Here is a 14,505-nt window from a genome sequence, read left to right as displayed (position 1 = left end):
AGTTATACTTTGGATGGGTTACAGGCATGGTTTTAACTGTAAAGTATGGCAGAACAATATTAATCGCTTAAATTAGGGGAGCTAAACTAACAATTAACTAATCGCATGCATATCAAACTCAGATCAAACCTTTTGGCTGCTATGTTGCTTTGCTTCGCTTTTGTGGCGCAGGCGCAGCAGAAAAAAGACATCACCCTGGAAGATATTTACCGCAAAGGTACATTCAGAGCCCAGTCGGTGTATGGTGTAAACTGGATGAAAGACGGCCAGTACTATAGTTCTACCGTAGCTGACGAGAAGAACAAAGTGGCCGACATTGTAAAATATGATGTAACCACAGGCAAACCAGTAAGCACTATTATTGAAGGTGAAAACCTGAAGCCAGAAGGAAGCAACACACCAATTCAGTTCGATAACTATACCTTCTCTTCAGACGAGCAGAAAGTATTATTCTCTACTGGTACCGAGCAGATCTACCGTCGTTCTTCCAAAGCTGAGTTTTATATCTACGACCTTGCGTCTAAAAAACTAACCAAGCTAAGCAACGGTGGTAAGCAACTATATGCAACTTTCTCACCAGATGCCAAGCGTGTTGCCTTTGCCCGCGACAACAACATGTTTGTGACTGACCTGAGCAACATGAAGGAAACGCAGATCACTACGGATGGTAAATTCAATTCTATCATTAACGGATCTGCTGACTGGGTTTACGAAGAGGAATTCTCGTTTGCGCAGGGCTTCCACTGGTCGCCGGATGGTAAAAAGATTGCTTTTTACACATTTGATGAAACTAACGTACCCGAGTTTAACATGCAGATGTGGGGCGAACTATACCCGCAGGATAATAAATTTAAATACCCGAAACCAGGTGAGGCTAACTCAAAAGTAAAGGTGTCGGTGTATGATGTGGCCAGCGCTAAAACTGTAAAAATGGATACAGGCAACGAAGCCGATATCTATATCCCGCGCATTAAATGGACAAACAATCCTAACCTGTTGTCTATCCAGAAAATGAACCGCCTGCAGAACACCCTGGAGATTCTGCACGCCAACGCTACAACCGGTAAGGCCGATGTAGTTCTGAAAGAAACCGATAAAGCTTACATCGACATTACCGACGACCTGACTTACCTGAAAGATGGCAAGCACTTTATCCATAGTTCAGAAGTGAAAGGCTTTAACCACCTGTACCTGTACAACATGAACGGTAAGCTGGTGCGCCAGATCACAAACGGCAACTGGGAAGTAAGCAGCTACGAAGGTTACGATGAGAAAAACGACCGCCTGTATTACATGTCTACAGAAGTATCGCCGCTGGAGCGCCACCTGTACAGCATCAGCAGCAAAGGCAAAAACAAAAAGCGCCTGACTACTACTGCCGGTACGCACCGCGTAAACCTGAGCAACGACTTTAAATACTTCCTCGATTATAGTTCTGCTGCCAACCAGGTGCCTGTTGTTGCGCTGCAGACAGCTAAAGATGGCAAGCTGATAAAAACGCTGGAAGATAACCAGAAGCTGAAAAACACACTGGACCAGTTCAACATTGCTAAGCAGGAGTTCTTTACTATGAAAACTGCTGATGGCACACAACTGAACGGCTGGATGATAAAACCAACTGATTTTGACCCGAACAAAAAGTACCCAGTGCTGATGTTTGTGTATGGTGGTCCGGGCTCACAAACAGTAACGAATAGCTGGGGTGGCACAAACTACCTGTGGTACCAGGTGTTGGCAAGCAAAGGAATGATTGTGGTAAGTGTGGATAACCGTGGTACTGGTGCCCGTGGTGCTGAATTTAAGAAAACCACTTACGCTAACTTAGGAAAGTACGAAATAGAAGACCAAATTGAAGCGGCCAAGTGGCTGGGCAACCAGAACTATGTAGACAAGAACCGCATTGGTATCTGGGGCCATAGTTATGGTGGTTATATGACGTTGCTGGGCTTAACCAAAGGCAATGGCGTGTTTGCAGCCGGTATTTCAGTAGCGCCTGTTACTAACTGGAGGTACTATGATACTATTTACACTGAGCGCTTCCTGAAAACACCACAGGAGAATGCTGCCGGTTACGACGATAACTCACCACTGTTCTTTGCAGATAAACTACAGGGCGAGCTGTTGCTGATCCACGGTACAGGAGATGATAACGTACATTTCCAGAATGCAGTAGCGATGCAGGATGCCTTGATCAGCGCCAACAAGCAATTCGAAAGCTTCTACTACCCGAACCGTAACCACGGTGTAGGTGGTGGTATTACTTCGCTGCACCGCTTTACAATGATGACAGACTTCCTGGAGCGCAAGCTTATCAACTCATCTGATGAGAAGCAAAACCAGTAAGTAACCTATAAACTATAGTTAGAAGGCCTGCCGGTAACGGTGGGCCTTTTTTACTTCTGTGACTTATTTTTATAGTTGATTAATGTAGATAAGTGGTTGTAATTTAGTTAGTTGATGGTGTGTGGTTTTCGAAATTACAACTATATTTAACCACTCTTTCCGCACTTAAACTATAGAACTATGAAGATTACCTTGTTACTTACGTTTGCAGTTTTGCTGTGCGCTTTGCAGACTGCCAATACTACCCGCGATAAAGCGCTTGAAAGCCTCGCCACTGCCGAACGCAACTTTGCCGCCACCTCAGCTAAAAAAGGATTTCATAAGGCTTTTGCAGAGAACATGGCCGACGACGGAATTGTGTTTGCACCAACACTAACAAACGGTAAAAAGCTGCACTCCGAAGCACCTGAAAGTAAAGCCTTGCTCACCTGGTATCCCGCTTACGCCGACATTTCTGCTTCACTAGACTGGGGTTACACAACAGGCCCTTATGAATTTAAGGCCAATCCCGAAGATGAAAAGCCTGCCGGTGCCGGGTTCTACTTATCGGTTTGGCGCAAACAACCAAACGGGCAATGGAAAGTGGCTGTTGATATGGGCAATTCATTTTCAGCGGATCTGATAAAACCGGAAACATACCAGCCGGCTCCAGCTATAAAAGAAACTACAGGTAAAGGCTCAGAAAAGGATTTGCTAGCCAGCGATGTGCAGAAAGTACAGCCTTATTATGATGAAACACTGATTTACCGGCACGGTGAATATCCTTACAGATACAAAAACACACCCATAGAGCCAGCCGCAACTATAGTTTACACTACGCTTGGGCATGAGCTTTCGCCTTCTGCAGATATGGGGTATACCTATGGGAGCTATATGCAGGGTGAGACAACGGGGCACTACCTTAAAGTCTGGAAAATGCTGGACGGAAAATGGAAACTGGTAGCCCATAACCTGGTGCCTGATAAAAAGTAGAAACCTATAGTTCGCTATTAGTCAGCTTAGCCAGGCAGGCATACAAATACTGTTTTTCCTGTTGGTCAACGGGTAGGTCATCGATGTGGCTGTGCAACTGCGAGACTGTTATTCCTGCTTTATGGCCTTGCTTATAGTTGTGCAGTTCGTTAGCGAGTGCCTGTATCTGAGTTGCCAGCAAGTCGGCGTTAGAAGTGGCCTGGTTCAATAGCCATAGCAATCTATTCAGGAGCTCGTTCGGCTTATGGTCCGGGTACCGGATGCAGTGATCTATCTCGCTCCAGCCTTCCTCAAACAACGTTTTTACCTGAACCTCGATAAAATATAGTTGCCGGGTGGCCTGTACTTTGATAATGTAATGCTGCGCTTTATATCCACGGTCATTCATCATTACCCTGTAGTTGAAGGCTCCAAATTCCTTTGCTTCTGAAGTGTCGCCTTCTTTTACATAAGCATACGGTTCCCGTTTCAGCTCCCAGTTTTGCTGTATATAGTTGGCTATGTGGTGGCATGATTGTTTGGAGAGGTGCAGTATACGTACACCGGCCAGGTCGTTTATGTAAGCCGTATAGTTAGCTGCATTTAAATGGCGGTCGGGGTACTCTTTCTTTTTGCGGAGGATCTTTTTTAGCAGGTGTAACGGCTCCTTTACTCTGTAACGCGCCGCGTGCACATCTTCATGACGGGCTACGGTATCTGTTACAAACGCGGCTATAGTTCTGAGCTCATCTAAGCGGCAAATATAGTCGTTATAGATGGCAAGCAATGCTTCTGCCTCTATGCCTTGTGCCCGCAGGCTTTCCTCGCTCTCGTTCAGCTCAGAAAGTATAAATGGGAGAACTGCAGTTGGTGCGCGCTTTGCCATCTTTCAATCAGGAATGTAATGGTACTATAGTAAAGTACGCTCCTGATAAAGAAAGGCTTATGCTCCCGGAACAATCTATTCCTCTTCTTTACTCTTCACGCCAAGCTGCGCGTTTATTAATGGCGTTTTAGGTGCCAGGAAAAAACCTGTTAGGCTGGCAAACATAATAGGGATAAACTGATTAAAGCCCGTTAAGGTGGAAAGCAGGATAATAGTGCTAATGGGCGTGCGCGTAACACAGGCATTAATAGCAGCCATACAGCTAACCAGTATCAGCGGCAAATTCTGGCCCGGGAAAACTGAGTTGATGATAAGACCAGTAGTAGCTCCAACAAAGAACAGCGGAATAATAAATCCACCACGCCAGCCTGAAGTAACGGTAAAGCTGATGGCAAATATTTTAGCAATAAGTAACGTCAGCAGAAACTCCACCGAAAAGCTTTCCTGTAACAGTACTGATAGTTCGTCGTGGCTGAAATAGCGGGTAAGCGGCATGTAATAAGCTATAGTTCCAACCAGCAGGCCACCGATCGCCATACGTACATAAATAGGCATCCGTACCAGGCTGAAAATATATTTGCTCTGGCGAACCGTAAAAATAAAAAGCCATCCAACTGCCGTACCTGCCAGGGCATACAGCATCGCGTAAAAGAAATCGTTTAGTTGCGGCGTAGTATACACCGGGAAATTCCAGGTAGGGCCAATACCGATGTGCGTGATCAGGATAAAAATGACGAAACTGGAGCAGCTGGCAACAAAAGCAGGAATAAGTGCCTGGTAATATTCTACCACGTGGCGGTGATGCAGAATTTCCAGAGAGAACAAGCTACCACCCAGCGGCGCACCAAAAAGGGCCGTAAACCCTGATGCCATCCCGGCTATAGTTAGCGAGCGCAGGTCTTCGCCTTTAAACTTAAGTTTGCGTGCAATCCAGGAGCCGGTAGAGCCGGTAACCTGTACCAGCGGCGCTTCGGGTCCGGCACTTCCCCCGCTTGCAATACACAGCAACGACGAAAGGATCATGGACGGGTTATTCTTCGGCTCCAGCTTGCCACCCTTAAAACGGATGTTGTTCACGATCAGGTCCATTTCACCGGGGTCGCCGAGTTTATGGATGATGATACCAGCCAGTAAACCAGCTGTAGCCATTAATGGTATAACCATAAGCCCCTGAAACTGACCCATGAAATGCAGCAGTTGTTCGAGTACGATCCAGTAAGAGCCGGCGATAACACCACCAATTACTCCTACTGCCACCCACAGAAAGAACAATTTGCTAAACACGAACGGGTTAAACCGAAGCGGGTAGTTTAGCCGGTCCCGTAACAAAAGGAACCGTTTTGCTTTTTTATACTTCATGCCGCAAAGGTACGCAGAAATTTAAGCGGGGGTAAAGCGAAAGTTGGATTTTGAAGTGTAATCGGGTGAGGTTTCTATCGCTGGCGCGAGCTTGTAGCTCGTGCTTTATACTTTCTGACTTTGAATTGCTAAACAGACACGAGCTACAAGCTCGCGCCAGCGCATAATCTGTTTATTCCTTTATTACTCCTAAGAAGATGTTGCTTTTAATTGAAGTACTGGCTTTTACTATATCTCCAATATTTAATCTATCGAAATCCTCTTTAGAGATAAATATTTTTTGAGGTCCTACAACTATAAAATATTCATCAAGTTTTGGTTGAGATATGGCATCAGCTGCAGTGTTACCGTGCCAGCCCCAGTTAGTATTCACAGATTTCCCGGTTATCTGCCCAACATATGTGTTCTTTGATCCGCTCCTTAAATCTGCCAAATAGTCTTTGATCGAAAGGTAGAAGTAACTCAACAGACCCGTAGCTGCTACAAAAACTACAAATGTAATCGCAAGGCCTTTTTCTAGATGAAGGTTATCACTTCTTAGGAAGAAAATAGTCAATGAAGATGCAACTATAATCGCTATGACTCCTAAAGCTAAAGAGCTGAGCAGAGCTTGTTTTATCTCAAGGTTGATCCTGCTCTTTTCAAAGCTATTTAGCTTTTCTATTTCCATATTTGGCTCAAAAAGTTTTTACAACTTCACACAAATATTCTGCGGCTCGGTAAAGAAGCGTAGCGCTTCAAAACCACCTTCACGACCAACACCGGAGTTTTTCATGCCGCCGAATGGGGTGCGCAGGTCGCGTAGGAGCCAGGTGTTTATCCAGATGATGCCGGAATGTACCTGGTGTGCTACGCGGTGTGCCCGTTGTAAATTGTTTGTCCAGATAGTGGCGGCAAGACCGTAGTCGGTACAGTTGGCGTATTGGATCACTTCTTCTTCCGAGTCGAAAGGCATAAGCGTAACGACTGGGCCGAAGATCTCTTCGGTGTTGGTGCGGCAGTTGTAGGGCAGGCCTTCAACTATAGTTGGGGCTATAAACCAGCCATTTTTGCAGCGACCTTCTACCTGTACCTGGTGTCCGCCGGTAAGTATAGTTCCGCCTTCCTGTTTAGCTAATTCTATGTAAGAAAGCACTTTCTGCATGTGTTGCTCCGATACCACTGCGCCTAACTTAGAACCTTCTTCCATCGGGTCACCTACTTTCATGGCTTTTACTTTCTCCACAAAAGCATCTCTAAACTTCTCATAGATCGGGCGCTCAATAAAGATGCGGGAGCCGCACAAACAGATCTGTCCCTGGTTGGCAAACGATGAGTGTATAGTGGTATGCAGCGCGTTGTTAAAGTCGCAGTCAGCGAAGATGATGTTCGGGTTTTTGCCACCTAACTCTAAGGACAGTTTCTTGAACATGGGAGCAGCTGTGGCAGCTATAGTTCGTCCGGTAGCAGTGCCGCCTGTAAACGAGATAACCGGCACTTTCGGGTGGGCCGTCATGGAAGCGCCCACTTTATGCCCGTAGCCATGCACAATGTTCAGTACGCCGGCAGGTAAGCCCGCTTCAATACATATCTCAGACAGCAAATAGGCCGTCATAGGTGTAGCTTCGGATGGCTTGGCAACCACACAGTTTCCGGCAGCCAGGGCAGGAGCAATTTTCCAGGTGAACAGGTACAAGGGCAAATTCCAGGGAGAGATACAGCCCACTACGCCATGCGGATGACGCACCGTATAGTTGATGGCATCGGTGCCCTCCATGTAATGCGCTTCCGAAGCGAAATGCTGAATGGCAGTACCATAAAAGCGCATGTTGCTGCTTGCGCGCGGTATATCCACAGACTTTGCCAGTTTCAAAGGCTTGCCATTGTCTACAGATTCAGCCTCGGCTAGTTGGTCCAGGTTTTTATCGATCAGATCGGCGATGCGCATCAAAATCTGGCCGCGCTTTTCGGCTGGTGTTTTAGACCACCCCGGGAAAGCTGCCAACGCCGCCTGCACCGCCTGCTCCACATCCTGCTCATCCGAATCCGGAATAAGAGAATATACTTCGCCAAGCGCCGGATTATAGTTGTCGATGTACTGCCCTGCCACAGGCATTACTAACTGGCCATTTATGTAGTTATGTATGTGCTGCACGGTGCTTCGCAATTATGAATTAGAAATTAAGAATGAGTAATGAATTGTTAAATGGCTAAATTGCTATAGGCTAATTCTGTACACAAAAAAGCAAGTCAACCATTCAACAATCCAGCCATTTAGCAATTAAAGACACCCCGTTCTGCCACCATCAACCGGCACGTTTATGCCATTAATATAAGCAGCAGCAGGAGTCGCTAAAAACGCAGCTGCAGCGGCAACTTCTTCAGGTTCTGCAAAGCGACGGGCTGGTATCTCTTTCATCATCTCTTCTTCTATAGTTCCCACTTCGGTAGTAGTTTTCCTGGCTTTGTTTTCGATGATGGATTCCAGGCGACCGGTACGGGTTGCGCCGGGCAGCACGTTGTTAACAGTTATCCCGAACTGCCCCAGTTCGTTTGCCATGGTTTTAGCCCAGCTTGCTACGGCTCCGCGTATCGTATTCGATACACCCAAACCGTGCAACGGCTGCTTTACCGAGGTGCTGATGATGTTGATGATACGGCCATAGTTAGCTGCCTTCATTCCCGGAATCACCGCTTTTGCCAGCAGGTGGTTCGCGATCAGATGCTGGTTGAAGGCATCCATAAACTCATCTGAAATGGCTTCGGTAATTGGTCCGCCGGCCGGGCCACCGGTGTTGTTTACCAGTATATGTACGGTTGGCTGTTGGGCCAGGTAGCCCTGCACCTGTATGTTCAGGTTATAAGGGTCTGTAAAATCGGCAACTATATAGTCGTGCTGCTGGCCCATGGTGGTGTCCAGGTCTTCCAGCGCAGTTCGTAGTTTGTCTTCGTTGCGGGCGGCTAAAGTTACGTTAGCTCCCAGTTGTGCCAGTTCTACGGCTATGGCTTTTCCAATGCCTTGTGTGCTGCCGCAAACTATAGCGCGTTTGTTCTGTAGGTTCAGGTTCATAGTATAAAAGTACGTAAAAGCCTTTAAACTTGCATCGCTATAGTACAAGCCTCTTACAGTTGCATTACCATTTTTGCCAGCTTTTGCGTACCTTCAATTTATCAACCTAACAACTAAAACTATGGCTGTAGCAAAACCTTTCAACTTTAAAAAATGGATTGATGAAAACCGCCACCTGCTTAAACCACCCGTTGGCAACCAACAGGTGTTTAAAGGCAACGACGATTTTATAGTGATGGTAGTAGGCGGACCAAATGCCCGCAAAGATTACCATTACGACGAAGGAGAGGAGTTTTTCTACCAGTTGGAAGGTGACATCACCGTAAAAATAATTGACGATGGTAAGCCGGTTGATATCGAAATTAAAGAAGGAGAGATATTTCTGTTACCGCCACGTGTGCCCCACTCGCCGCAGCGCCCTGCTAATACGGTTGGGTTGGTAATAGAGCGCTATCGCCGCGATGGCGAAAAAGATGGTTTTATGTGGTTCTGCGAAAACTGTGGCAATAAACTTTACGAAGATTTTACCGAAGTAACTGATATAGTTAAACAGTTGCCAGTCATTATGGGCAATTTCTGGGATGATGAACAGAAGCGCACCTGCAACAAGTGTGGCGAGGTGTTACAGCCACCGGTTAAACCAGCCGAAGCAGCAAACTAAACTATAGGTATTTTCATGCCTGAAAAGCACAGCAAGCGATAACTTGCTGTGCTTTTTTATTTTATACTTGGGGGAGTGCATGTTACATGTAACCTGATTCCCTGATAATAACTGTAAGCTATAAATAGTAGCAACTCCAGTCCCTCAAAAACATCTCTGCTCCAAAAGGCTATGGTTATCAGGTAGCTGAATTGACTTTAAAATAGCTAAACAAGTATGATTTTCGTACAACCCGCTAAATAAAATCAAAAAACAGCACCTACCCGTCCTCCTTATGGATTCTTACATAGTTGTTATTACCATAATCGGATTGGCTGCGCTATCTATGGCCTGGGTGCCTGCTATGATAGAAAAGAGTTTTCTCTCTTACCCCATTATTTACTTGCTGATCGGTGTTATCATCTACTCTCTACCTCTTGAGTTGCCTTTCCCGGATCCTTTGTGGCACGAAGACTATGCAGTACACCTTACTGAATTAAGCGTTATAGTTTCGCTGATGGCAACAGGCCTTAAGATCAGGCGCAGGTTTAGCTGGAAAAACTGGAAAATTCCGCTTCAGTTGGTTTCTGTAACCATGTTGCTGTCTATAGGTATACTCGCTTTTTTGGGTTGGTGGTGGCTGGGGCTGGCCCCCGCGGCTGCCGTGCTACTCGGAGCAGTTATGGCCCCTACAGATCCGGTGCTGGCCGAGCAGGTGCAGGTTGGTCCGCCTGATGATGCAGAAGAAGATGATGTGCGCTTTTCGCTGACTGCCGAAGCCGGTTTTAACGATGGGAGCGCTTTCCCGTTTGTGTGGCTGGCTATAGCAATGGCAGTAGGTGCAAGTACAGGAGAAGGATGGTTTACAGAGTGGGTATTGTGGGATCTGGTTTATAAAGTTATAATGGGCGTTGCCATAGGGTACGGACTAGGCCGGGGGCTGGCGTATATTATTTTTTACCTTCCCAAGGGCACTGCTTTCCCGGAAACACGCGATGGCTTTGTTGCCTTATCAGCTACGTTGGTTACCTATGGCCTGACAGAAATGGCTCACGGATATGGCTTTGTAGCCGTATTTGTAGCTGCGCTCACCATGAGCAGTTATGAAGAAGGGCACGAGTATCATACCGAAATGCATGACTTTGTAACGCAGATAGAGCGTATCTTAATGGTGATATTGCTTATGTTGTTTGGAGGAAGTTTAGTTACCGGCCTGTTAGATCATTTAACATGGAGCGGCGCATTGCTGGGGCTGGCTTTCTTATTCATTATCAGACCGCTTACTGCTTATATTGCTATTTATAAGGACCATTGTAGTACCAGAGAAAAGGTAGCGATAAGCTTTTTCGGGATACGTGGTATCGGGTCTTTCTTTTACCTGGCTTTTGCATTTAATGAGGCAAATTTTGATGATGCAGATGGATTGTGGTCTATAGTTGGCTTTATAGTGATGGTATCTATTGTGCTGCACGGTGTAACAGCATCCAGGGTGATGGATTATCTTGACATGAGTCGACGAAGGGAGAGAAGAAATAAAAGACGGTTAGCTTCCGGGAGCACAGGAAAGTCATACAGAGATGAGCAAGTTTAAAATAGACACTGCAGCAAAACTGCCTTTACCTGATGCGGAAGTATATTTTGTGCCTGATTTCTTTACCGAACAGGAAAGCAAACTATACTTTGAGCAACTACTGGAGCAGGTAAGCTGGAAGCAGGAAAAGATACGGATGTTCGGTAAGGAATTGCCGATGCCGCGCCTCACCGCCTGGTACGGCGATAAAGCCTATACCTACTCCGGCCTGCAAAACCACCCGCAACCCTGGCTGTCTGTATTGCTGCAGATAAAAGAAAAGATAGAAGCTGCCACCGGACATAGTTACAACAGCGTGTTGTTAAACCTGTACCAGAACGGGCAGAATAGCATGGGCTGGCACTCCGACGATGAGCCTGAACTGGGTCCTGAGCCAACTATAGCCTCGGTTAGTTTTGGGGCAGAACGCAGGTTTGGTTTTAAACACCGGCACAACAAAGCACAAAAGAACTTTTACCTGCCCATAACCCACGGCAGCCTGCTGCTGATGCAGGGGCCCACGCAGCATAACTGGCAGCACGCTATTCCCAAAACAGCAAAGCCCACAGGTAACCGCATCAACCTTACTTTCCGTAACATTGTAAGCTAAACAAGTACGGCTTGCAACAATCATTGTGAAAAAAGAAAGGAAACCGTTACTTTACAGCAACAGTGGTATTGCCCTATACTTTACGCTATGACCGAGAAGAAGAACATCGCCATTATGGGAGCCGGATTGGTAGGCTCGCTGCTATCGTTATACCTGGCCAAGCGCGGCTACAAAGTAGATTTGTACGAGCGCAGGCCCGATATGCGTGTTAGTACCCTGGATGGCGGTCGTTCGATAAACCTTGCCCTAAGCGACAGGGGCTGGAAGGCACTGCGTGGCATCGGCATAGAAGACGAAGTGCGGCAGGTGGCAATACCCATGTACGGCCGTGTAATGCACGACGAGCAGGGCAACCTGACCTACCAGCCATACGGCAAAGAAGGGCAGGCCATTTACTCTGTATCGCGGGCCGGGCTGAATATGGCATTAATGAATGTGTCGGAGCCAAACCCGGACATAAACTACCACTTTAACCGCCAGGTACAGGATGTAAACCTGAAAACCAACGAAGTTACCCTCCGCAACCACGATGATGTTATCGACGAAACTATAACACCGGACCTGATTTTCGGGGCAGATGGGGCTTTCTCGATGGTGCGCGGTGCCCTGCAGAAAACAGAACGGTTTAACTACCAGCAAAGCTATTTAGAGTACGGTTACAAGGAGCTAACGATACCCCCTGCTGAAGGTGGCGGTTGGCTGCTCGAAAAGAATGCCCTGCACATCTGGCCGCGCGGTAATTATATGATGATCGCGTTACCGAACACAGACGGTAGCTTTACCTGCACGCTGTTTTTCCCTTACGAAGGCGAGCGCTCTTTTGCAGCCATCAAAAACGATACAGACCTGCTTAACTTTTTCCTGGAAGTGTTTCCGGATGCGGTGCCGCTGATGCCGGACCTGGCCCAGGACTATTTCTGCAACCCGACCGGCTCGCTGGTAACTATAAAATGCTTTCCGTGGAGTTATGAAGATAAGGTGTTGCTGATAGGCGATGCCTGCCATGCGGTAGTGCCGTTTTACGGGCAAGGCATGAACGCCGGCTTTGAAGATATTACCGTGCTGGACAAGATGCTGGATAATTTTGATGGTGACTGGCAAAGCTTGTTTAAAGCCTTTGAGCGCAAACGCAAGCCGGATGCCGATGCCATTGCCGACCTGGCCGTGATGAACTTTGTAGAAATGCGCGACAAGGTAGCCGATCCACGTTTCCTGCTGCGCAAAAAAGTAGAAGCTAAAATAAGCGAACAATACCCGGGCAAATGGAACACGCTCTATAGTATGGTTACATTCTCTGATCTGCCTTATTCCTACGCCCTCGAAACCGGACAGCAGCAGGATAAGATCATGAAGAAAGTGATGAAGCACATCCAGACGATAGAAGACTATAACAAACCGGAAGTGCAGCAACTCCTCGAAAAACAGCTCATCCGGAAAGCGAAACTAAAAACTTACCAACCACAGGAGGCTTAACTTGTTCAGCTGAACTATAAGTGGCAATTTCCCAACTATAGTTGCCATGTATAGTTCAGTGACATTATAATCCACTTCAGGCAGTAATACCCAGCGCCTGGTTTACTTTTTCGAGTTCACCGTCATTGTCGATCATGACCAGGAGCTTGTCGCTTTCTTCGAGCACCGTAGCGCCATTTGGTGTAACGTACTTGCCGCCACGGTTTATAAGCACGATCAGCGCTGTTTTCGGAAACTGTAATTCAACTATAGATCTGCCTACTGCCATACTTTCCTTTGTTAGGTCGAGCTCTACCAGCGCATTCTTCATATCCAGGCCCATTTCTTCACCCAGCTGGAAACGTTTTGGAGACCTGTCGCGGCGGGAGAGGCCCAGCCACCGGGCTACTACTGTAAGCGTAGTGCCCTGCAGCATAACCGACGTAAGTACAATAAAGAACACAATGTTAAACATCATGTCCGCTTTCCCGACGCCGGCCAGCAAAGGGTAAGTAGCAAACACAATAGGCACCGCGCCGCGCAAACCTACCCACGAAATGTATAGTTTATCCCATAAAGTGCTACGGAAAGGAATTAGGCTAATAAAAACACTTATAGGGCGGGCCACAAACATCAGGAAAAGCGAGATAAACACCCCGGTACCCAGCACCGGAATCATCTGAGACGGAAACACCAGTAAACCAAGCGTCAGGAATATTACGATTTGCATCAGCCAGGCCAGGCCATCGTAAAACTTGGTTAAGCTGCCTTTGTGTATAAAATTACGGTTGCCCATCATCACCCCGGCAATGTATACTGCCAGAAAACCGTTGCCATTGATGACGGTGGTAAACGCAAAAGTAAAAATGAGCATGCCCAGCGAGAGTGCCGGGTAAAGGCCATCCTGGAGTAATTTTATCCGGTTAATGGCCCATGCCATTAGGCGCCCCATGGCAATACCCATAACAGCACCAATGCTCATCTGCAGAAAAAACATAGGCACCAGCTGCCAGATGCTGGCTTCCCCTTCGTTCATTACCAGGTACGTAAAACTTATGGTCAGGAAATAAGCCATCGGGTCGTTGCTGCCGGATTCCAGTTCCAGGGTGGGGCGCAAGTTATGTTTAAGCCCGATGTTTTTAGAACGCAGAATAGAGAACACGGCCGCTGCATCGGTAGAGGAAACGATAGAGGCTAGCAGCATTGCCTCCAGGAAAGTAAAGTCAGTAATACGCCATATAAACAGCCCCAGCAGTAAAGCCGTTATAAATACCCCAAGGGTGGATAAGCTTACGCCCCGCCAGAGAATTGGTTTGGTTGTTTCCCAGCGCGTGTCCAGGCCACCGGAAAAAAGAATTATAGTAAGGGCAACAATACCCACAGACTGCGCCGAACCGGGATCATCGAAATGGATGTTCCCAATACCTTCGGAGCCTGCCAGCATACCTACCAGAAGAAAAAGGATCAGCGCCGGAATACCGTATTTCCCGAGGCTCTTACTGAGCAAAATGCTTATCAGTAACAGGATAGAGGCACCCAGTAAAATATTCTCGATCGAAAGATTCATCCGTTGGTCTGGTAACTATAGATGCTCTTTATACTTGAAAACAGCTTAAAGTTTTGATATTGAGGATGCTTAAGCAAA

Annotated in this window: 12 protein-coding genes; 6 read left to right on the top strand and 6 right to left on the bottom strand. The window is 46.9% G+C overall.

What is annotated here, in order from left to right; translation table 11 throughout:
- The first annotated feature begins 105 nt into the window (after positions 1–105).
- Both KYK27_RS04775 and KYK27_RS04770 read left to right on the top strand, forming a co-directional pair.
- Positions 106–2,343 (top strand): S9 family peptidase, encoded by a 2,238-nt coding sequence (locus tag KYK27_RS04775; protein WP_199108846.1) that lies wholly within the window; start codon positions 106–108, stop codon positions 2,341–2,343.
- Between the two features lie 180 nt (positions 2,344–2,523).
- Entirely contained in the window at positions 2,524–3,315 is a 792-nt protein-coding gene (locus KYK27_RS04770; protein ID WP_199108845.1) for a YybH family protein, read from the top strand.
- A 4-nt stretch (positions 3,316–3,319) separates the two neighbouring features.
- On the opposite strand, the gene KYK27_RS04765 is transcribed toward KYK27_RS04770, so the two are convergent.
- From KYK27_RS04765 to KYK27_RS04745, 5 genes are all read right to left on the bottom strand, one after another.
- On the bottom strand, positions 3,320–4,180 hold the full coding sequence (locus KYK27_RS04765; RefSeq protein ID WP_199108844.1) for a RelA/SpoT domain-containing protein: 861 nt from the start codon (positions 4,178–4,180) through the stop codon (positions 3,320–3,322).
- A gap of 75 nt (positions 4,181–4,255) precedes the next feature.
- A complete protein-coding gene (locus KYK27_RS04760; RefSeq protein ID WP_199108843.1) occupies positions 4,256–5,539 on the bottom strand; it encodes a chloride channel protein in 1,284 nt (427 codons plus the stop codon).
- Between the two features lie 172 nt (positions 5,540–5,711).
- Entirely contained in the window at positions 5,712–6,209 is a 498-nt protein-coding gene (locus KYK27_RS04755) for a hypothetical protein (protein WP_199108842.1), read from the bottom strand.
- Between the two features lie 18 nt (positions 6,210–6,227).
- Positions 6,228–7,673, bottom strand: a complete 1,446-nt coding sequence (locus tag KYK27_RS04750) for an aldehyde dehydrogenase (protein ID WP_317195887.1) — start codon at positions 7,671–7,673, stop codon at positions 6,228–6,230.
- A gap of 126 nt (positions 7,674–7,799) precedes the next feature.
- The gene (locus tag KYK27_RS04745; protein WP_199108841.1) at positions 7,800–8,588 is read right to left on the bottom strand and encodes an SDR family oxidoreductase; all 789 of its coding nucleotides are present in this window, start codon (positions 8,586–8,588) and stop codon (positions 7,800–7,802) included.
- Positions 8,589–8,709: 121 nt separating this feature from the next.
- Here KYK27_RS04745 and KYK27_RS04740 point away from each other — a divergent pair, with 121 nt between their 5' ends.
- From KYK27_RS04740 to KYK27_RS04725, 4 genes are all read left to right on the top strand, one after another.
- Positions 8,710–9,249, top strand: coding sequence for a 3-hydroxyanthranilate 3,4-dioxygenase (locus tag KYK27_RS04740; protein WP_199108840.1), 540 nt, complete (start codon positions 8,710–8,712; stop codon positions 9,247–9,249).
- Positions 9,250–9,523: 274 nt separating this feature from the next.
- Positions 9,524–10,819, top strand: coding sequence for a cation:proton antiporter (locus KYK27_RS04735; protein WP_199108839.1), 1,296 nt, complete (start codon positions 9,524–9,526; stop codon positions 10,817–10,819).
- Complete coding sequence (locus KYK27_RS04730; RefSeq protein WP_199108838.1) at positions 10,806–11,408, top strand: alpha-ketoglutarate-dependent dioxygenase AlkB family protein; 603 nt, start codon at positions 10,806–10,808, stop codon at positions 11,406–11,408. Before KYK27_RS04735 ends, KYK27_RS04730 begins: the two co-directional genes overlap by 14 nt.
- Positions 11,409–11,495: 87 nt before the next feature.
- Positions 11,496–12,881 (top strand): FAD-dependent oxidoreductase, encoded by a 1,386-nt coding sequence (locus KYK27_RS04725; protein ID WP_199108837.1) that lies wholly within the window; start codon positions 11,496–11,498, stop codon positions 12,879–12,881.
- A gap of 76 nt (positions 12,882–12,957) precedes the next feature.
- Here KYK27_RS04725 and KYK27_RS04720 read toward each other — a convergent pair whose 3' ends face one another.
- Positions 12,958–14,427 (bottom strand): potassium/proton antiporter, encoded by a 1,470-nt coding sequence (locus KYK27_RS04720; RefSeq protein WP_199108836.1) that lies wholly within the window; start codon positions 14,425–14,427, stop codon positions 12,958–12,960.
- Positions 14,428–14,505: the final 78 nt, after the last annotated feature.

The organism is Pontibacter populi (genome assembly GCF_019336435.1).
GTDB classification, from domain to species: domain Bacteria; phylum Bacteroidota; class Bacteroidia; order Cytophagales; family Hymenobacteraceae; genus Pontibacter; species Pontibacter humidus.
Note: the sequence above shows the minus strand (reverse complement) of the source record. Positions and strands in the feature narration are given on the sequence as shown.